Origin of the sequence: Streptomyces sp. NPDC051684 (assembly GCF_044453445.1) — a bacterium.
GTDB lineage: Bacteria > Actinomycetota > Actinomycetes > Streptomycetales > Streptomycetaceae > Streptomyces.
In genome coordinates, this window is record NZ_JBITCS010000003.1 from 186,806 (window position 1) to 206,846 (window position 20,041).

Consider the following 20,041-nt stretch of genomic DNA (forward strand, 5'->3'; position numbering starts at 1 on the left):
GCGCCTACAGCTTCACGTGGCGCTCGGCGAACCATGGCACCGGGTCCACCCCGGACCCCAGATACGGCGTGAGCCGCACCTCGAAGTGGAGGTGCGGCCCCGTCGAGTTGCCGGTGGTGCCCGACTGGCCGATCCACTGCCCCGCGCGGACCTTCTGCCCCTGGTCGACGGTGACCGCGGCGAGATGCGCGTACTGCGTGTAGTAGCCGTCGGGGTGCCGCACGACGATCTCGATGCCGAAGGCGCCGCCGCAGGACACGCTCACCACGCGGCCCGCGCCCGCCGACCGCACCGGTGTGCCGATGTCGACCGCGAAGTCCTGTCCGGTGTGCCGGTGCGACCAGCGCTCGCCCGCGCTGTCGAAGCCCGCGGACAGCTCGTACTTCTTCACAGGAGGCACCCACGCGCGCGTGGTTGAGTTCTTCGGCTCCTTGAGGCGTACGGCGCCCCTGCACTTGCCCGCGGCGACCGACGTGTCCGCCTGCCCCTGGAGCTGCCAACGCGCCGTTTCGAGCTTGTTTTCGATGCCCTTCTTAAGGATGACGAGTCGTGCGTTGCGCTCCTTCAGTGAGCGCCACGCGTCCGCCGCCCTGCGCTGCCCGTCCGCGAGCCGGCGCTCGGCGCGGCTGCTCTTGTCCACGGCGTTGTTGAGGGCCAGATCGGCCTGCCAGACCGCCCGTTGACCGTGCATCAGCTTCTCGGGGTTCTCGGCGAGCAGCATCTGCGCCGTGATCGGGATGTCGCCGCCGCTGCGGTACTGGGCGCGGGCGATCCGGCCGAGGTCCTCGTGCAGCGCGGAGATCTGCCGCCGCTCCCGCACGAGCAGCCGCTCCATCGACCGCGCCTTCGCCTGCTGCGCGGAGGCCGCCTTGCGGCCCGCTTCGTAGCGCTGCGTCGCCGTGGACGCCTGCTCGTAGAGGCGCGCGACGTCCGCGCTCGCCTCCGGTCCCTCCGCACCCTGGGAGAGCGTGGGCGGGCCCCCGAGGGCCACGAGGGCGCACAGCAGCACCGGGAGGACGAGCGATCTGCTGGTTCTGCGGGGTCCAGGACGCATGCATCGGATCGTCGACCGCCGCACGCCGGGCTTCATGTGGAGCTGGTACGGGCGAGGGAACGGGTGCCCCGTACGGCTCAGGAACGTACCGCCAAACCGGGTCGGGGGACGGCCCCTCCGAACCCCCTCCGAACGGCCCCTCCGACAGCGGGGCCCAGCCCTCAGTAGGGCGCCTGCCAGACCACCGTCGTGCCGGCCCCGTCCAGGCCCGCCCCGTACCAACTGGCGCCGCCCAGCGACTCGGCCCGCTTGCGGAGGTTCTTCAGGCCACTGCGGCGCCCGCCCTCCTGGATGCCCACACCGTCGTCCGCGACCGTCAGGCGGACGCCCTGCCGCCCGTCGGGGAGGAGCACGGTGGCGTCCACGACGACGTCGATGCGGTCGGCCTCCGCGTGCCGGAACGCGTTCGAGAGGGCCTCGCGCAGCGCCGCGATGAGGTGCTTGCCGGTGAGCTCCCCGACGACCGTGTCGACGGGCCCGAGGAAGCGGTGCGAGGGCTTGAACCCGAGCGGTACGGCGGCCATGTTGATCTCGCGGAGCACCTTGGTGCGCAGCCCCGACGGCGCCTCGGCGGGTCCCTGCTGGAGCGCGAAGATCGCGGTGCGGATTTCCTGGATCGTGGTGTCGAGCTCGTCGACCGCCTTGCCGACGCCGGTCTGCACCTCGGGCACCACGGAGCGGCGCTGGGCGGTCTCCAGCATCATCCCGGTGGCGAACAGGCGCTGGATGACGAGGTCGTGCAGATCGCGCGCGATCCGGTCGCGGTCCTCCAGGACGGCGAGCCGCTCCCGGTCGCGCTGCGCGTCGGCCGAGACCAGGGCGAGCGCGGCCTGGGAGGCGAACTGGGTGGCCAGGGTGCGCTCCGCCTCGCTGAAAGGACGCCCCCCACGCGCGCGGGTCATCACCAACGTCCCCAGGACCCGCCCACCGCTCTGGAGGGGCAGCATCATGGACGGCCCGTAGTCCCGCGCGAGGTCGGTCAGCATGCGGGGGTCGGTGGCCATCTCGTCGACGAACACGGCGTGCCCTTCGAGCAGTTCGGAGATCACCTCGCTCTCCGGCGGCACGATCACGCCGAGCGCGGTGGAGGGCTCGTCCGAGTCGACGGCGACGATCTCCATGCCGCCCTCCTCCGCGGGCAGCATGACGATGCCGGCGGCGGAGTCCGAGAGGTGCCGGGACTGTTCGGCGACCACCTGGAGCGCGTCGTCCGCGTCACCGCCCGAAAGGAGCGCGGTGGTCACCGCCACCGAGCCGTCGATCCACCGCTCGCGCTGCTTGGCCGCTTCGTAGAGGCGCGCGTTGCCGATGGCGATGCCCGCCTCCGTGGCGAGCACCCGGACCATGTTCAGGTCGTCGTCGTTGAACTCGCCGCCGCCGTGCTTCTCCGTGAGGTAGAGGTTTCCGAAGATCTCGCCCTGTACGCGGATGGGGAGGCCGAGAAACGTGTGCATCGGCGGATGGTTCGCGGGAAAACCGCAGGAGCGCGGGTCGTCCGCCAGGTTCGCGAGGCGCAGGGACACGGGGTCATGGATGAGCGCGCCGAGCAGCCCCCTGTGGCCGTCGGGCAGCCGCCCGATGCGCTGCGCGGTCTCCGCGTCGACCCCGGTGTAGACGAAGTCCGAGAGCCCCTCGCCGTCCTCGTCGACGACGCCGATCGCGGCGTACTTGGCGTCGGTCAGCTCGGCGGCCGTCTCGCAGATCCGGTCGAGCGTGGTGTGCAGCTCGAGCCCCGTGCCCACGGAACGCATCGCTTCCAGGAGCTGCGGCAGCCGGGCGGTCAACTCGGCCGACAGACCGTGAAGGCTGCGGGTCGCCTGGGTCGCCGCCTCCAGGGAGGCCGTTGCGGGCTCGGCCGCCTGCGAGGCGCCGGGGTCCGTGGGTGCTGCCATGCGACGAGCCTAATTATTACCAATTGACGAGGAAAGTCGGGATCCGGGTGAGTAGAGGACCCGGGGCGGGTGGGCGCCGGGGTCGAGGCGGGTCCTCAGCTCTCCGCGCCCGCCAGCGCCTCCGCCGCGCCCTCCCGCAGCCGCAGCTCCCGCAGCGGTCCCTCGGCCGCGGCCAGCTCGGCGTACGGGCCGCGCTGGGCGACCCGCCCGCCATCGAGCACGAGCACCTCGTCCACGGCCTCCAGACCGGCGAGCCGGTGCGTGATCAACACCGTCGTCCGCCCGCGCGTGACGTCCAGGAGGTCCGCCGTGAGCGCGTCGGCCGTCTCCAGGTCGAGGTGTTCGGCGGGCTCGTCGAGCACGAGGACAGGGAAGTCGGCGAGCAGCGCGCGGGCGAGCGCGAGCCGCTGCCGCTGGCCGCCCGAGAGACGCGCGGCATGCTCACCCACCAGGGTGTCGATCCCGTCCGGCAGCGTCTGCGCCCACTCCCGTAGCCGTACGCGGCCGAGCACGGCCCACAGCTCGTCCTCGGTGGCGTCCTTCTTGGCGAGCAGCAGGTTCTCGCGGAGGCTGCTGTCGAAGAGGTGCGCGTCCTGGGCGCACAGCCCGACGATCCGCCGGACCGCGTCGCCGTCGAGGGCCGCCGCTTCGACGCCGCCGAGCGTGTACGTCCCGGCGTCCGCGTCGAGGAAGCGCAGCAGCACCTGCGCGAGGGTCGTCTTGCCCGACCCCGAGGGGCCGACGACGGCGACGCGGCGGCCCCGCTCCAGCGCGAGGTCGAGACCGGCGAGCGCGTCCCGGTCCTGACCCTCGTAGCGGGCGGTGAGGCCGCGCACGACGAGCGGGAAGGGGTCCTGCGGCACCCGGGCGGGCCGCTCGGGCTCCCGGACGGGTTCCGGCGCGTCCAGGACCTCGTAGACCCGCTCGGCGCTCTTGTGGACGCGCTGGCGGTGCTGCACGGCGAGCGGCAGGCCGAGCACCGCCTCGAACGCGGCGAGCGGCGTCAGGACGACGACCGCGAGCGACACCCCGTGGAGCTGGCCCGAGCGCACGCCCTGGATGCCGACGAGCGCGGCGGCCGCCACGGTCAGGCCGGTGATCAGCGCGGTGAGTCCGTCGCCGAGCGCGGTCGCGGTGGCCCCGCGCGAGGCGATCCGGGTCAGCACGGAGTCGGCCTCCGCGGCCTCCTTCGTACGGCGCGGCAGCGCGCCGAAGACCGTCAGTTCGGCGGTGCCGGTGAGCAGTTCGGCCACCTTCGTGGCGAGCGCCCCGCGCGCGGGGGCCAGCCTCCGCTCGGCGCGCCGGGACACCGCGCCGGACAGCAGCGGCACCCCGACACCGGCGAGCAGCAGCCCCACGGCGAGCACGGCACCCGCGGCGGGCAGCAGCCACGCGGTGAACGCCACCGAGCCCGCGCCCACGAGCGCGGCGACCGACGCGGGCAACAGCCAGCGCAGCCAGTAGTCCTGCAGCGCGTCCACGTCCGCGACGAGCCGGGAGAGCAGGTCGCCGCGCCGCTGCGTGCGCAGCCCTGCGGGCGCGAGCCGCTCCAGACGCCGGTACACGGCGACCCGGGTGTCGGCCAGCATCCGCAGCACCAAGTCGTGCGACACGAGCCGCTCCAGGTACCGGAAGATGGCCCGCCCGATGCCGAACGCGCGCGTGGCCGTCACCGCGACCATCAGGTACAGCACCGGCGGCATCTGCGAGGCCCGCGAGATCAGCCACCCGGACGTCGCCATCAGACCGACCGCGCTGCCGAGCGCGAGCGCGCCGAGCAGCAGGGCGAGCCCGAGCCGCGAGCGGCGCGGCCTGGCGGCGGCGCGCAGCCGTGCGAGCAAATGCCGCCCGTCCGCCGGCGCATCGCCCCGCACGTCCGCCGATGTGCTCTCGACGGCCTCGGCCAGGGCCTGCTCACTCGTGCTCCCCTGCACCGCGCCACGTGCCTGCGCCGGTACCGCGCCTGGCGCCTCGATCCGTACGACCCGGTCCGCGACGGCGAGCAGCGCGGGACGGTGCACGACGAGCAGCACGGTCCGCCCCACGGCGAGCCTGCGCACCGCGTCGACGATGCCGGCCTCGGTCTCCCCGTCGAGCGCTGCCGTGGGCTCGTCGAGCAGCACGACCGGCCGGTCCGCGAGGAACGCCCGCGCCAGCGCGAGCCGCTGCCGCTGCCCGGCAGAGAGCCCGGCGCCGTCCTCTCCGAGCACCGTCGCCGCGCCCTGGGGCAGCGCCTCGACGAACTCCTGGGCGCCTGCCTCCCGCAGCGCGGCGAGCACCGCGGCGTCGTCGGCCTCCGGCCGCGCGAGCCGCACGTTGTCCGCGATCGACCCGGCGTACAGCTGCGGCCGCTGCGGAACCCACGCCACGCGCGCGTGCCACGCCTCGCGCGACACCTCGGCGAGGTCGACACCGCCGACGGAGATCCGCCCACCGCAGGGGCGTACGAAGCCCAACAGGGCGCCGATCAGGGTCGACTTGCCCGCACCGCTCGGACCCACGAGGGCCACGGTCTCGCCCTCGGCGACCTGGAAGGAGACCTCGGAGACGGCCTCCGAGGACCGTCCTTCGTAGCGGACCGAAACGCTTTCGAACCCGATTCCGCCGGCCGTGGGCACACCCCGCGTGCCGTCCTCGGGCAGCGGCGACTCGAGCACCGCGAAGATCTCCTCCGCCGCGGCGAGCCCCTCGGCCGCCGCGTGGTACTGCGCGCCCACCTGCCGCAGCGGCAGATACGCCTCGGGCGCGAGCACCAGGATCACGAGCCCGATGTACAGGTCCATCTCGCCGTGCACGAGGCGCATGCCGATGGTCACGGCGACGAGCGCGACCGACAGCGTGGCAAGCAGCTCCAGCGCGAACGAGGAGAGGAAGGCGATTCGCAGCGTGCGCATCGTCGCCCTGCGGTACTCGCCGGTGATCTTGCGGATGGACTCGGCCTGCGCCTTGGCGCGGCCGAACACCTTCAGCGTCGGCAGGCCCGCGACCACGTCCAGGAAGTGCCCCGAGAGGCGGGAGAGCAGCCGCCACTGGCGGTCCATCCGGGACTGGGTCGCCCAGCCGATGAGCATCATGAAGATCGGGATGAGGGGCAGCGTGCCGACGATGATCGCCGCCGACACCCAGTCCTCGGTCACGACGCGGGCGAGCACCGCCACCGGGACGACCACCGCGAGCCCCAACTGGGGCAGATAGCGGGAGAAGTAGTCGTCGAGGGCGTCCACGCCGCGCGTCGCGAGAGCCACGAGCGACCCGGTGCGCTGGCCGCTCAACCACCCCGGGCCGAGCTGCGAGGCCCGCTCCAACAGCCGCCTGCGCAGCTCCGACTTGACCGCCGCGCTCGCCCGGTGCGCGGCCAACTCGGTCAGCCAGGACACGAGCCCGCGCCCGGCCGCGACGGCCACCAACAGGAGCAGCGGGGTGCGCAGTTCGGCCACGTCGAGGCCGTGCTGGAACGCGCCCACCACGATCTCGGCGATGAGCATCGCCTGCGCGATGACCAGGCCCGCCCCGGCGGCGCCCAGGGCCACCACCGCGATCAGGAAGAGGCGAGAGGCCCGGCCGTACCGGAACAGACGCTGGTCGATCGGTTTCACGTGAAACACACCCTCACGTAGACGAACGCAGACAGGGCGAAGGCGTTCAGTGCGCCTCGACAGGAATGTTCTTCGTGCCGAGCCGCTTGCGAAACACCCAGTAGGTCCAGCCCTGGTAGAGCAGGACCAGCGGTGTCATGATCCCGGCGACCCAGGTCATGACCTTCAGCGTGTAGGCACCCGAGGACGTGTTGTCGATCGTCAGGTTCCACGCCTCGTTGAGCGAGGACGGCATGACGTTCGGCACCAGGGCCAGGAAGATCGCCGCCACCACGGCCGCGATCGCGACCCCGTTGAAGCTGAAGGCCCAGCCCTCGCGCCCTTTGGCGTTCATCGCGAGCGTCCCGAGCAGCCCGACGACCGCCACGGCGAACGCCACCGCGGTCCACGCCGTCCCGCTCTCGACCTGGATCCAGGCGAGGAATCCACCGCCCAGCAGCACGGTGGCCACCCCTGCCTTGGTGGCGAGCGCCCGCGCCCGCACCCGGATGTCGCCCACCGTCTTCAGCGCGGTGAACACGGCCCCGTGCAGGGTGCACACGGCGGTGAAGGCGAGCCCGCCGAGCAGTCCCCACCAGGTCAGCAGGTCGGCGGGCGAACCAGCGAAGTCCTGCTGGGAGTTGATCGGCACACCGTGCACCATGTTGGCGAACATCACGCCCCACAGGAACGGCAGCAGCAGCGAGCTGACGAAGAGCACCAGCTCCCAGTTGCGCTGCCAGCTCTCCTCCGGCCGCTTGTGCCGGTACTCGAAGGACAGCACCCGCACGATCAGCAGCAGCAGCGCGATCACGAGCAGCAGGTAGAAGGCGCTGAAGAACGTCGCGTACCAAATGGGGAACGCGGCGAACATGGCGCCGGCGGCGGTCAGCAGCCAGACCTCGTTGCCGTCCCACACAGGACCGATGATGTTGATCAGCACGCGCCGCTCGGTCCTGTCGCGCGCGAGCAGCCGCGTGAGGATGCCCACCCCGAAGTCAAAGCCTTCGAGGAAGAAGTAGCCGGTCCACAGAACGGCGATCAGAAGGAACCAGAAGTCGTTGAGGCCCATGGCGCTTTCTCCTCTCAGTACGCGAAGGTCAGTGGCTTGTCGGCATCGTCGTCGTCATCGGAGTCGTCCCCCGACGGACCACGCAGCTTCGGGTCCTTGGTGGGCGGCTCCTCGTCCGTGTCCGGACCCTTGACGGCGTACTTCTTCATGAGCCGTACGTTGATCCAGAACAGCACCGCGTACAGCAGGGTCAGCGCGGTCAGCGAGATCGCCATCTCGGTCTGGCTGACACCGGGGGAGACCGAGTCGGCGGTCTTGAACAGTCCGAAGACGGCCCAGGGCTGACGGCCCATCTCGGTGAAGATCCAGCCGATGGAGTTGGCGATGAAGGGGAAGATCAGCGAGGCCATGCCGACCCGCCAGCCCCACTTCGTGACGGTCGGGCCGAGTTCCTTCTTGTTGGTGAGCATCAGCTTGGGGATTTCGTCCTCACCCCTTCGATGCTCGGGCAACAGCCATCGCCTCTTCCGCGTCAGCCAGAATCCGGCGCCCGCGGCGACGGCGGCGGTGAGCCCGATGCCGATCATCAGGCGGAAGCCCCAGAAGGTGACGAAGATGTTCGGTACGTAGTCCTCGGGCTGGCCGCCGTACTTCTCGGCCTCGGCCTTGGCGGTCTCGTGGATGCCCGGGACACAGCTGCTGAAGTTGCTGTCGGCCAGGAAGGACAGCAGGCCCGGAAGCTCTATCTCGACGGAGTTGCGCCCCTGCGTCACGTCACCGACCGCGAAGACGGAGAACGGCGCGGGGCATTCGGTGTCCCACAGGGCCTCGGCCGCCGCCATCTTCATGGGCTGCTGCTTGAACATCACCTTGGCCAGCTGGTCGCCGGAGAGGGCGACCAGGACACCCGCGATCATCGTGGTGACAAGGCCGATCCGCAGCGAGCTTCGCAGCGTGATGGTCCGCTTCCGGTCGACCTGTTCGCCGGCTTCCTTCTGCTTCTTGATCTTCCACAGCAGGAAACTGGCGATACCGATCATGAAGGCTCCGCCGGTCAGGAAGGCGGAGGAGACGGTGTGCGCGAACTGGACGATCGCGGTGTTCTGGAAGAGGACGTGCCCGATGTCGTTGAGCCGGGCCACCCCGGTCTGCTTGTCGATCTCGTAGCCGACCGGGTGCTGCATCCAGGAGTTGGCCGCCAGGATGAAGTAGGCGGAGGCCAGCGTGCCGATCGACACCATCCACATGCAGGCGCAGTGGAGCTTCTTCGGCAGCTTGTCCCAGCCGAAGATCCACAGCCCGATGAAGGTGGACTCGAAGAAGAAGGCGATCAGCGCCTCCATCGCGAGCGGGGCACCGAAGACGTCACCGACGAACTTCGAGTAGTCCGACCAGTTCATGCCGAACTGGAACTCCTGCACGAGACCGGTCGCGACACCGATCGCGATATTGATCAGGAAAAGCTTCCCCCAGAACTTCGTGGCGTGGAAGTACTTCTCCTTGCCCGTGCGCACCCATGCCGTCTCCAGGCCCGCCGTGAGCGCGGCCAGGGAGATCGTCAGCGGGACGAACAGGAAGTGGTAGACGGTGGTGATGCCGAACTGCCATCGCGCCAGGGTCTCCGGCGCGAGGGCGACCGTTGTCGGGTCCACTGCGTCTTCTCCTTACATCGCCGTGGTCACAGCGGCAGTTTGCCCCTTTAATCCCACGAATCCCGGGAGGAACCGGGACACGCTTGTGAACGCGTTCACATTCACAAGCATTATGTCGTACTGGTGGTCGGCATACGAAGGGGGGTCCCCCGTTAATCCGGGAGACCCCTGTCACTACGATCCGCGCGCCAACGCGCGGCGCCCTAGAGCTCCTTGCGGAACTCCTCGGCCGCCTGCAGGAAGATGTCACTGGCCTCGGTCTCCGCGACCGTGACCCGCACGCCCTCGCCCGCGAACGGCCGTACGACCACGCCCGCCTGCTCACAGGCCGCCGCGAAGTCCATCGTCTTCTCCCCCAGGCGCAGCCACACGAAGTTGGCCTGCGTCTCGGGCACCGTCCAGCCCTGCGCCCGCAGGCCCTCGACGACCCGCGCCCGCTCGGCCACCAGCGAACCGACCCGGCCGAGCAGCTCGTCCTCCGCGCGCAGCGAGGCGACCGCCGCGTCCTGTGCGAGCTGGCTCACACCGAAAGGGACCGCCGTCTTGCGCAGCGCCGCGGCGACCGGCTCGTGCGCGATGGCGAAGCCGACCCGCAGCCCCGCGAGCCCGTACGCCTTCGAGAAGGTCCGCAGCACCGCCACGTTCGGCCGGTCCCGGTAGATCTCGACGCCGTCCGGCACCTCGGTGTCGCGGATGAACTCGCGGTACGCCTCGTCGAGGACCACCAGGACGTCGGAGGGCACCCGGTCGAGGAACCGCTCCAGCTCGGCCCGGCGGATGGCGTTCCCCGTGGGGTTGTTGGGGTTGCAGACGAAGATCAGGCGGGTGCGGTCCGTGATCGCGTCGATCATGGCGTCGAGGTCGTGGTCCTCGCTCGGCGTGAGCGGCACCTGCACCGACTTCGCGCCGCTGATCTGCGTGATGATCGGGTACGCCTCGAAGGACCGCCAGGCATAGATGACCTCGTCACCCGGCCCCGAGGTCGCCTGGAGCAGCTGCTGCGCGACCCCGACCGAGCCGGTTCCCGTGGCCAGATGACTGACGGGCACACCGAAACGGTCGGCCAGCTCGTTCATCAGGCCGGTGCACGCCATGTCCGGGTAGCGGTTGAAGGTCCCCGCGGCGGCGATCGCCTGCTCCATCACTCCGGGCAGCGGCGGATACGGATTCTCGTTGGAGGACAGCTTGTACGCCACCGGCCCCCCGGCAGCGGCCGGCTTTCCGGGCTTGTAGGCAGGGATCCCCGCCAGCTCCGCACGCAGCTTGGGGTTGATCTCGCTCACCGCAGTCCTCCTTGTGGGCACCGTTCCAATACTGCTCACCTTAAGAGGATTCGCCGCGCTCCCCAATGGCCCGGGTCCCGACCCCGCCCAAGGCGTGCGTGGAGGGGGGAGCGCTCCCCGTCCCGGCGCGCGCCGGTGGCTCACGCCGTGGCGCGCATCACCCGTGAAGGTGAGTTGAGACCTACTCGCAACATCGCCGACTTGGCAGGCCCGCACGCGACGACAAGCGGTGTGCCATAGTCAGGACCATCAACTTCCTTTTATTTAAAGGTTGATGATGGGTAATCACCTTGCAGAAACGTGCCTGTCAACGCCTGCATATGCTCCCCCACCATGCAGCCGAATGAGCCCTACTATCGGCTCGCCATGACAGCAGCAGGGAAGCACCAGGTGAGCCGGGCAGAGACGACCCGCAGGGGCACCCGGCCGGGCCGGGCAGGCATCAGAGACGTTGCCGCAGCCGCCGGGGTCTCGATCACGACTGTGTCCGATGCGCTCAACGGTAAGGGCAGGCTCCCGGACGCCACCCGACGCCACGTCCGCGAGGTCGCCGATCGGTTGGGCTATCGCCCCTCCGCGGCCGCTCGCACGCTCCGTACCGGGAAATCGGGCCTCATCGGCCTGACCGTGACGACGTACGGGGATGAACCTTTCACCTTCACAGAATTCGCGTACTTCGCGGAGATGGCCCGCGCCGCCACCTCCGCCGCGCTCGCCCGCGGGTACGCCCTCGTCATCCTGCCCGCCACCTCACGCCACGACGTGTGGTCGAACGTCGCACTCGACGGCACCGTCGTCATCGACCCCTCCGACCATGATCCGGTCGTCACCGAGCTGGTCCGCCAGGGCCTGCCCGTCGTCTCCGACGGACGTCCCGCGGGCACCCTGCCCGTGACCGCCTGGGTCGACAACGACCACGAGGCCGCCGTGCTCGGCATCCTCGACCACCTCGCCGAGTCCGGCGCGCGCCGCATCGGACTGCTGACCGGCACCACCACCGACACGTACACACATCTCTCCACCTCGGCGTATCTGCGCTGGTGCGAGCGGATCGGACAGGAACCGGTCTACGAGTCGTACCCCGCGCACGACCCCTGCGCGGGGGCCGTCGCGGCCGACCGGCTGCTCGCCCGGCCCGACCGCCCCGACGCGGTCTACGGCCTCTTCGATCCCAACGGGACCGATCTGCTCGCCGCGGCACGCCGCTACGGGCTGCGCGTCCCGGACGACCTGCTGCTGGTCTGCTGCAGCGAGTCGAATGTCTACGCGAACACGGAACCGCCCATCACCACCCTCTCGCTCAAACCGCGGCGGATCGGAACGTCCGTCGTGCAGCTCCTCATCGACGCCATCGAAGGCGTCGAATCCGACCAGCCGGTCGAGCAGGTGATGCCGACCGATCTCATCGTGCGGACCTCGTCCCAGCGGCGCCCGCACCGCACCACGGTCAGTCCGCCGCGCTCTCCGGGACAGAGCTGAGTACCCCGCCCACCCTCTCCATCGACTCCTCCGAAGAGAAAAGTCCACACCAATTCGGGAGAAATGCACGGCGATCAGCCGCCCGTCACCGATTCACCACCCCTGGTGCATCACACAGCGCGAGCCGCATTCCTATGATGGGCGCACGACACCGCGGGCCGCTGCGACCAGGCAGTCCGATACGGTGCACAGGCGGCGCAATGGTGGTGGAGGGGTCGATGACTCAGGGGGCCGGTCCGGGACCCGCAGCGGGCACGGAGACGCTGCGCGACTTCCGTGTTCCCGCGTACGTCCATGACGTACCGGCGAACGTTCAGCCGACGGACCCCGACGTCCCCGCGCCCGGCGCCGAGAATCCCGAGGCGTATCCCGAGGGCTACACGCCGACGGAGCGCGATCTGCCGGTCATCAACCGGGGCGACACCGTCCAGGTCGAGACGGCGCAGCCCGCGCCCACGGGGGACGAGGGCCTCGGTCCGCTGTACGTCGTCGGCGATGTGCACGGCTATCTCGACGAGCTGGTCGCCGCCCTCCACGAGAAGGGCCTGATCGACGCCGAGGGCAACTGGGCGGCGGGCACCGCGCGCCTGTGGTTCCTCGGCGACTTCACCGACCGCGGGCCCGACGGGATCGGCGTCATCGATCTCGTCATGCGGCTGTCCGCGGAGGCGGCGGCTGCGGGCGGCTACTGCAAGGCGCTCATGGGCAACCACGAGCTGCTGCTGCTCGGCGCGAAGCGGTTCGGCGACACGCCCGTGAACTCGGGAGCCGGCACCGCCACGTTCCAGGCGGCCTGGTTGCTCAACGGCGGACAGAAGGCCGACATGGACCGCCTCCAGGACGTGCATCTGCAGTGGATGTCCCGGCTCGACGCGATCGAGATCGAGGACGACCACCTGCTCACGCACTCGGACACCACCGCGTATCTCGACTACGGCGACTCCATCGAGGCCGTCAACGACACGGTGCGCGAGACCCTCACGCGCAATGACGCGGACGAGTGCTGGGACCTGTTCCGCAAGTTCACCAAGCGGTTCGCGTTCAAGGACGAGGAATCGGGGCCCGGCGCCGCGCGGCAGCTCCTCGACGCCTTCGGCGGTTCGCGCATCGTGCACGGCCACAGCCCGATCCCGTACCTGCTCGGCGAGGTCGGTGGCGAGGACGGGGACAGCGAGGACAGCAGGCCCCCGGTCGAAGGCCCGCACGTGTACGCGAACGGCCTGGCCATCGCCATGGACGGCGGCGTGACCATGGCCGGAAAGCTGCTCGTCCAGCAACTCCCCATGGATGGCTGAGACTTCGCGGAGAACACGCGAAAGCGGAGGATCCGACCGGCCGCCGGGCCAATTTCCGGAAACCCCCTGTCACCGCGTGCCGTGACAGCTCTACCATCGGCTTATCCGTAGCAGGCTCCCCTCCGTTTCTGCCCGACGGCTCGCACCCATGCGGGCCACCAAGCCCTACGGAGCATCGGGGGATGCACATGAACAGCGCTCCGCATTTGCTGAACGAGGACCGTCCCGAGTTCGAGCGGCTCCTCGATGACGCGCTGCGTACCGCACCGAATCGGCCTGAACTCGCCGCAGTGGGCCAGCGGCTCAACCCCGAACAGCTGCGCACGATGGCGCTCGGCGCCGCCGCACTGATCAACACGGCGGCCGCCGACGAGTACCAGCGCTACGTCAAGGTCCGCGAGGAACTGCGCTCCACACCGCGGCTCCTGCGTCCGCTACGCGAAGGAGGCAACTCCAGCGGGGAGAGCACGGGACCGGGCGTCGCCGCGGTCGCCGTCGTGCTCGCCCCTGTCCTGGCCGGGACCGCAGCCCTGATCTTCCTGATCGTCGGCTACGTCCTGAGCATGCTCGACCCGGTACCGGCCTTCGCCAGGACCCTGCGCACCTTCGGCTGGGTCTTCGGCGCGATCACCGCGGCGAGCATTCTCGTCGCGGCGGTCTGCCTGCTGCTCGCGGCGTTGCGCAACGGCTCGACGTCGCTCCAGGCGAGCACGCACGGCGAGGCGAGCGAGGAAGTGAAGCAGGCCAGGGAGGCCTGGCGCGTCGCGCTCCTGGACCGGGGCATCCTGCCGTTCCTGCGGGACGCCCTGGCGGATCCCTCGGCGGGCGGCGGCTCACCCCTCGGGGGCCGCGGCGGCTCCGGCGGGCGCATGCCGCACCTCGGCTACAACAGGCCGGGGTTCAGCAGCCCCGACGGCGGCGGCACGGCCACGGGCCAGCGCGCCGGCTATTCGAGCCCGGACTTCTCCAGCCCGGACTTCGGCGGCCCCGACCACCAGCCGGACTGACCCTCCGGCGCCACCGGGCCGTTCGACGACGAGGCCCCTCGCGCACGAGGGGCCCCACCGTCATGCACTCATGCCGTCAGTCGGCGATCGGCAGATACACGCGATTGCCGGCCTGGGCGAACTCCTTGGACTTCTGCTCCATGCCCTCCGTGATCTCCGAGGACGTGGTGCCGTGTTCGCGCCGGATGTCCTGCGAGATCTTCATCGAGCAGAACTTCGGCCCGCACATCGAGCAGAAGTGTGCCGTCTTCGCGGGCTCCGCCGGCAGCGTCTCGTCGTGGAACTCGCGCGCCGTGTCCGGGTCGAGAGCCAGATTGAACTGGTCCTCCCAGCGGAACTCGAAGCGGGCGTCGGACAGCGCGTCGTCCCACGCCTGTGCGTCCGGGTGCCCCCTGGCGAGGTCCGCCGCATGCGCCGCGATCTTGTACGTGATGACACCGGTCTTCACGTCGTCGCGGTTGGGCAGTCCCAGGTGCTCCTTCGGCGTGACGTAGCAGAGCATCGCCGTGCCCCACCAGGCGATCATCGCGGCGCCGATCCCGGACGTGATGTGGTCGTACGCCGGGGCGACGTCGGTGGTCAGCGGGCCGAGCGTGTAGAACGGCGCCTCCTCGCAGATCTCCTGCTGGAGGTCGATGTTCTCCTTGATCTTGTGCATCGGGACGTGGCCCGGGCCCTCGATCATCGTCTGCACGTTGTGGCGCTTGGCGATGGAGTTCAGCTCGCCGAGCGTCCTCAGCTCCGCGAACTGCGCCTCGTCGTTGGCGTCCGCGATGCAGCCGGGGCGCAGTCCGTCGCCGAGCGAGTACGTGACGTCGTAGGTCGCGAGGATCTCGCAGAGCTCCTCGAAGTTCTCGTAGAGGAAGCTCTCCTTGTGGTGCGCGAGGCACCACGCGGCCATGATCGAGCCGCCGCGCGAGACGATGCCGGTCTTGCGGTCGGCGGTCATCGGGACGTACGGGAGGCGGACTCCCGCGTGGACCGTCATGTAGTCCACGCCCTGCTCGGCCTGCTCGATGATCGTGTCCTTGTAGACCTCCCAGGACAGCTCCTCGGCCTTGCCGTCGACCTTTTCGAGGGCCTGGTAGAGCGGCACGGTGCCGATCGGCACGGGGGAGTTGCGCAGCAACCACTCGCGCGTGGTGTGGATGTTGCGGCCGGTGGAGAGGTCCATGACCGTGTCGGCGCCCCACTTGGTCGCCCAGGTCATCTTGTCCACCTCCTCCTCGATGGAGGAGGTGACGGCGGAATTGCCGATGTTGGCGTTGACCTTCACCAGGAATCGCTTGCCGATGATCATCGGCTCGATCTCCGGGTGATTGACGTTCGCGGGCAGCACGGCCCGGCCCGCCGCGATCTCGTCCCGTACGACGTCGGGGGCGACGTTCTCCCGGATGGCCACGTACTCCATCTCCGGGGTGATCTCCCCCCGGCGTGCGTACGCGAGTTGACTCACGGCCTGCCCGTTGCGGCCCCGGCGCGGCTGACGCGGGCGGCCGGGGAAGACCGCGTCGAGATTGCGCAGGCCGCCGCGCGGCGACGTGTGCTTGATGCCGTCGTCCTCGGGACGGACGGGGCGGCCCGCGTACTCTTCGGTGTCGCCGCGGGCGATGATCCAGTTCTCCCGCAGCGGTGCGAGGCCGCGGCGGACATCCGTGTCGACGGTCGGGTCGGTGTACGGACCTGAGGTGTCGTACAGCGTCACCGACTGCCCATTGGTGAGGTGCACTTGACGGACCGGCACCTGGAGGTCGGGGCGCGAGCCCCTGATGTACCCCTTGTGCCAGCCGATGGACTGGCCGGCCTCCTCGGTCGAGCTGGAGGCAGGCGTGTGTGCGTCCGTTGTGGTCATGAGACCTACTCCCTACGCCGGCATTACCCGGTAACAGGTTCAGCGGTCGACGCAGCGATATCCGTCCCCTGGTCACGCACTTCCACGCTGTTTCACGTGAAACGCGCTGGGACGAAGGTCAGCGCCCTCTCAGCCCGGTGCTCCGAGCTCCCGCGATGGCAAAAGCGCCTCCACGCTAACGTGATCCACGCCGCGTTGAACAGAGGGCCCCCTCCGTTCTTGCGATGATCTGGCGGTGACCACCAGCCAGCAGCCCCCCGCTCCGCCGTCCCACCCGCCGCATGGGCACTCCCACAGCCACGGTCCAGCGGCGCCAGTCTCGCGGCACCTGCGCAAAGTGATCGCGGCCGTCCTGATCCCGTTCTCGGTCGCGGTCGTCGTGGGCCTCGCGGTGCTCTGGCCGGGCGGCGCACCGCCGCACGAGCGCAGCGGGGTCGGCTTCGACCGACAGACGCAGCAGGCCACGGTCACCCGGGTCGAGAAGGTCGACTGCTCGTCCGTGCACGCCCAGGGGCAGAGCCCCACCGGGGACCCCACGGCGCAACAGGGCACCACCGGCGAGCAGAAAACCAGTGGCACCTGCGAGAACGCGACGATCCGGATCGACAGCGGCAAGGACGAGGGCCGTACGTTCACCGAGGTCGTCCAGCCGGATTCGCCGCGGCAGTTGCACGAGGGCCAGAAGGTGATCGCCGCGTACGCGCCGGACGCACCGAAGGAGCTTCAGTACTCGGTCACCGATGTGAACCGCAAGGTGCCGATGGTGCTGCTGGCCGGGATCTTCGCCCTGGCCGTGGTCGTGGTGGGCCGGATGCGCGGCGTCATGGCACTGGTCGCGCTCGCGGTCAGCTTTATGGTGCTGACCTTCTTCATCCTGCCCGCGATTCTGCAGGGGTCGAACCCTCTCGTCGTCGCGGTGGTCGGGGCCAGCGCGATCATGCTGATCGCGCTCTACATGTGTCACGGCCTGACGGCCAGAACCTCCGTCGCCGTGCTCGGCACCCTGGTCTCTCTGCTGCTGATCGGCCTGTTGGGCTCGCTGTTCATCGGCTGGGCGGCCCTGACGGGCAACACCGACGACAACACAGGGCTGATCCACGGCCTGTACCCGGACATCGACATGAGCGGTCTGCTGCTCGCCGGCGTCATCATCGGTTCGCTCGGCGTGCTCGACGATGTGACGGTCACCCAGACCTCCGCCGTATGGGAGCTGCACGAGGCGAACCCGACGCTGGGCCGGCGTGCCCTGTACCGGGCGGCGATCCGCATCGGGCGCGACCACATCGCGTCGGTCGTCAACACGCTCGTGCTGGCCTACGCGGGCGCCGCGCTGCCCCTGCTGCTGCTCTTCTCGATCGCGCAGAGCAGTGTCGCCGACGTGGCCAACAGCGAGCTGGTGGCCGAGGAGATCGTGCGTACGCTGGTCGGCTCGATCGGCCTCGTCGCCTCGGTGCCGGTGACCACCGCACTGGCCGCGCTCGTCGTGTCCGCCGACCGCCCGGAGCGGGGGCCCGTGAAGGCCGCTCCCGCTCCTGGACGTGGTGGCGGAGGCCGGCGGCGCAAACGCTGAATGGCGCGGAACTGCTCGGGTGCACCGCGCTGCTGAAGCGTTACGTCTGGTCCGGTGTCGTACAAACCATCTGGTGTGGCCGTCTGCTGTTGTGCGAGCCGATGGGGAGTCAGCCCGCGCTCTGCTCCTCGGCGAGGATCCGGTCGAGCGCCTCGTCGAGGTCGGACTCGAAGTCCGCGCCCGTTTCTTCCTGGCCGAGCGGAACGAGCTTGTCCGTCCGGTCGAGGAACGCGACGAGCGGTGCGACCCCTGCCCTGAACAGCGCCTGGTCCGCACCGACCTGAAGCCTGATGTGCACCTCTCCCGGCATCTCGCCGACCGCGCCGCCCACCCGCTCCACCGGTGTGACCTGTACGTCTCCTTCGCCACTGGCCCCGTTGACCCCGTCGACGAGGAGCTCCCGGCCGAACGCCCAGGTCACGGGCGCGTCTCCGGGGAGATGGAAGGTCAGCCGCACCGCATACGGATCGGTGGACTCGTACCGGAGCTCCACCGGAATGCGGAACGAGAGCTCCTCGGAAACGAGGAAGCTCATCATGACCTCTGCTTGAACTGCTTGTACCGACTCGCGCATCGCCTACCCCGTCAACTTGCCGTCGATTGGCCAGGAATTACCTGCCTGACACTGCTGGCATCTTGCTCAACGTACACACAGGATCACAAGGAGTGAGTTTTCAAATGCTGATAGAGAAGGCGAGTGTTCCTACCAGCCTGCCGATCTCGTGCTGCAACCGTCGGGCTGTGGGCAGCAGTTTCTCCGCCTGATGGGAAGGGAGAGAAATGGCCAAAGTTGCCGCGGCCGACCCGATGGTCAGGGGGAACGCGGCACAGGCGGTGCCCAGCGCGTACTCCTGGCGCTCGACGACCGGCTCCATGCGGCCGACCCGGCTCAGCTTCCGCAGCAGCGCGCGGTCGTCCCGTACCGAGTACGGAGTAATGGACTGGGCCGGATAGCGGTCGAGGTGGTCCTTGCGGGCCCCCTCGTCGAGCTGGGAGAGCAGGCACTGGCCGATGGCGTGGGCATGGCCGGTCTCCCGGAAGTCGGCCCACTCCTCGACGGCCGGATTGGCCGGAGTGTCGGCGACAGCGACGAGCTCGATCTCGCCGTCGCGGTAGACCGCGAAATAGACCGGGACGCCGATGGTGTCGCGCCAGTGCCGCAGCGCGTCGGTGATCATGCTGCGACGATTCTGCTGCGCTCCGCTGCTGCTCAGACGCTCGGCGGCGTCACCGAAGACGAAGACGCCGTTCTCCCGGCGGAGATATCCCTCATGAGCCAGCGTGCGCAGTAGGTGGTACGCGGTGGGAAGGGCGAGACCCGCCTCCCGGGCGAGCTGCTTGGCCGGCGCCCCGTCGTCATGGGACGCGACCGCCTCGAGCAGTCGCATGGCTCGCTGAACGGAGCCGATGAGTGTCTGCGGGGCGGCGGGTGCGGTATCGACCGTGGCCAAGGTTCACTCCCGATGCGCGTGGGGGACCCCCGCGTTTTCGAGACTCGCAGGGGGCTAAAGCCATCGAATTCCGGACTCTAACCCTTGGCCACCGATTGGCGCCCGCCGCGCAGGGAAACTTCCCCCGGTCGTGCGAAAGGTGGCGCGACGCAACGACCGGGATCCGCACACGAGTGCACCCGGCCTCACCAGTCGCGGCTCCGCGACGAGGAACCGACCATGAACTTCCGCACGACGTAGATGAGTCCACCCACCAGTGCGGCGAACACGAGCACCTTGAACAGCAGGCCGATCACAAAGCCGACGACGCTCGCGATCAGGCCGCCGAACACGACGATGGCGATGACCGGCACCGCGACCCACTTCACCCACCACGGCATGTCCGCGAATATCTCTCGCACTGCCATCGCTCCTTCGTTGTCTCTTCCGGGTTTCTGCTTCGAAGCCTCTGCTTCGAAGTCTCTGCTCTGCGGTTCTGAGGTTCTGCTTCGATGCTGGCACGTCAAAGGCCCGTGCGGGCCCTTGCGATCCCTTGTCCTCCCCTGACCCGACCCTTAGGGAACCCCGAGGTGGGGCCGTCCTCGGGGCCGAGCCGTCAGCCCTCCGGGGGCGAGAAGACGACGAGGACGCGCAGGTCCTCGCTGATGTGGTGGAACTTGTGGGCGACACCGGCAGGCACGTACACCACGCTGCCCCGGCCGACCTGGGTCGTCTCCATGCCGACCGTGAGGGAACCGCGGCCGCTCACCACGAGGTAGACCTCGTCCTGGGTGTGCGGCTGCTGCGGATCCTGGGTGCCCGCGTCGAGGGCGTACAGCCCGACCGACATGTTCCGCTCCCGCAGGAACTGCAGATACGCCCCGTCATTGGCGGCTCTCTCCGCCTCGAGTTCATCCAGCCGGAACGCCTTCATCCTTCT

Annotated in this window: 15 protein-coding genes and 1 riboswitch; of the genes, 4 read left to right on the forward strand and 11 right to left on the reverse strand. The window is 69.6% G+C overall.

Annotated features, from left to right (window positions below; translation table 11 throughout):
* Window positions 1-4: 4 nt before the first annotated feature.
* The 6 genes from ACIA8D_RS05130 to hisC form a co-directional block, all read right to left on the reverse strand.
* A complete protein-coding gene (locus ACIA8D_RS05130) occupies window positions 5-1,054 on the reverse strand; it encodes a M23 family metallopeptidase (RefSeq protein ID WP_399228801.1) in 1,050 nt (349 codons plus the stop codon).
* Window positions 1,055-1,215: 161 nt separating this feature from the next.
* Window positions 1,216-2,946 carry a GAF domain-containing protein gene (locus tag ACIA8D_RS05135; RefSeq protein ID WP_399228802.1) on the reverse strand — a complete coding sequence of 577 codons (1,731 nt, stop codon included), beginning with the start codon at window positions 2,944-2,946 and terminating at the stop codon, window positions 1,216-1,218.
* A gap of 95 nt (window positions 2,947-3,041) precedes the next feature.
* On the reverse strand, window positions 3,042-6,542 hold the full coding sequence (cydD, locus tag ACIA8D_RS05140; RefSeq protein WP_399228804.1) for a thiol reductant ABC exporter subunit CydD: 3,501 nt from the start codon (window positions 6,540-6,542) through the stop codon (window positions 3,042-3,044).
* Between the two features lie 46 nt (window positions 6,543-6,588).
* Window positions 6,589-7,593 (reverse strand): cytochrome d ubiquinol oxidase subunit II, encoded by a 1,005-nt coding sequence (gene cydB / locus ACIA8D_RS05145; protein WP_399228806.1) that lies wholly within the window; start codon window positions 7,591-7,593, stop codon window positions 6,589-6,591.
* Between the two features lie 14 nt (window positions 7,594-7,607).
* The gene (locus tag ACIA8D_RS05150; RefSeq protein WP_399228809.1) at window positions 7,608-9,185 is read right to left on the reverse strand and encodes a cytochrome ubiquinol oxidase subunit I; all 1,578 of its coding nucleotides are present in this window, start codon (window positions 9,183-9,185) and stop codon (window positions 7,608-7,610) included.
* A 203-nt stretch (window positions 9,186-9,388) separates the two neighbouring features.
* Entirely contained in the window at window positions 9,389-10,468 is a 1,080-nt protein-coding gene (gene hisC, locus ACIA8D_RS05155) for a histidinol-phosphate transaminase (RefSeq protein ID WP_399228810.1), read from the reverse strand.
* Between the two features lie 366 nt (window positions 10,469-10,834).
* On the opposite strand from hisC, the gene ACIA8D_RS05160 reads away from it, so the two are divergent.
* The 3 genes from ACIA8D_RS05160 to ACIA8D_RS05170 all read left to right on the forward strand — a co-directional run bounded on the left by ACIA8D_RS05160 (window position 10,835) and on the right by ACIA8D_RS05170 (window position 14,249).
* Complete coding sequence (locus ACIA8D_RS05160; RefSeq protein WP_399228813.1) at window positions 10,835-11,947, forward strand: LacI family DNA-binding transcriptional regulator; 1,113 nt, start codon at window positions 10,835-10,837, stop codon at window positions 11,945-11,947.
* 218 nt (window positions 11,948-12,165) lie between these two features.
* Entirely contained in the window at window positions 12,166-13,242 is a 1,077-nt protein-coding gene (locus tag ACIA8D_RS05165) for a metallophosphoesterase (protein WP_399228814.1), read from the forward strand.
* A gap of 182 nt (window positions 13,243-13,424) precedes the next feature.
* On the forward strand, window positions 13,425-14,249 hold the full coding sequence (locus ACIA8D_RS05170; protein ID WP_399228816.1) for a hypothetical protein: 825 nt from the start codon (window positions 13,425-13,427) through the stop codon (window positions 14,247-14,249).
* Window positions 14,250-14,325: 76 nt separating this feature from the next.
* Here the strand turns inward: ACIA8D_RS05170 and thiC are convergent, their stop codons facing one another.
* Window positions 14,326-16,101 (reverse strand): phosphomethylpyrimidine synthase ThiC, encoded by a 1,776-nt coding sequence (thiC, locus tag ACIA8D_RS05175; protein WP_399228817.1) that lies wholly within the window; start codon window positions 16,099-16,101, stop codon window positions 14,326-14,328.
* Window positions 16,094-16,265, reverse strand: a riboswitch (TPP riboswitch). It overlaps the preceding gene by 8 nt.
* Window positions 16,266-16,336: 71 nt before the next feature.
* Between thiC and ACIA8D_RS05180 the strand changes: the two genes are divergently transcribed.
* Entirely contained in the window at window positions 16,337-17,671 is a 1,335-nt protein-coding gene (locus ACIA8D_RS05180) for a YibE/F family protein (protein WP_399228819.1), read from the forward strand.
* A 109-nt stretch (window positions 17,672-17,780) separates the two neighbouring features.
* Here ACIA8D_RS05180 and ACIA8D_RS05185 read toward each other — a convergent pair whose 3' ends face one another.
* The 4 genes from ACIA8D_RS05185 to ACIA8D_RS05200 all read right to left on the reverse strand — a co-directional run bounded on the left by ACIA8D_RS05185 (window position 17,781) and on the right by ACIA8D_RS05200 (window position 20,035).
* Complete coding sequence (locus ACIA8D_RS05185) at window positions 17,781-18,245, reverse strand: SsgA family sporulation/cell division regulator (RefSeq protein ID WP_385758954.1); 465 nt, start codon at window positions 18,243-18,245, stop codon at window positions 17,781-17,783.
* A 100-nt stretch (window positions 18,246-18,345) separates the two neighbouring features.
* Window positions 18,346-19,122 (reverse strand): IclR family transcriptional regulator, encoded by a 777-nt coding sequence (locus ACIA8D_RS05190; protein ID WP_399228821.1) that lies wholly within the window; start codon window positions 19,120-19,122, stop codon window positions 18,346-18,348.
* A gap of 185 nt (window positions 19,123-19,307) precedes the next feature.
* Window positions 19,308-19,523: a DUF5326 family protein gene (locus ACIA8D_RS05195; protein WP_266718729.1), complete on the reverse strand. Its 216-nt coding sequence runs from the start codon at window positions 19,521-19,523 to the stop codon at window positions 19,308-19,310.
* A gap of 194 nt (window positions 19,524-19,717) precedes the next feature.
* Complete coding sequence (locus ACIA8D_RS05200) at window positions 19,718-20,035, reverse strand: cupin domain-containing protein (RefSeq protein WP_399228823.1); 318 nt, start codon at window positions 20,033-20,035, stop codon at window positions 19,718-19,720.
* Window positions 20,036-20,041 lie beyond the last annotated feature (6 nt).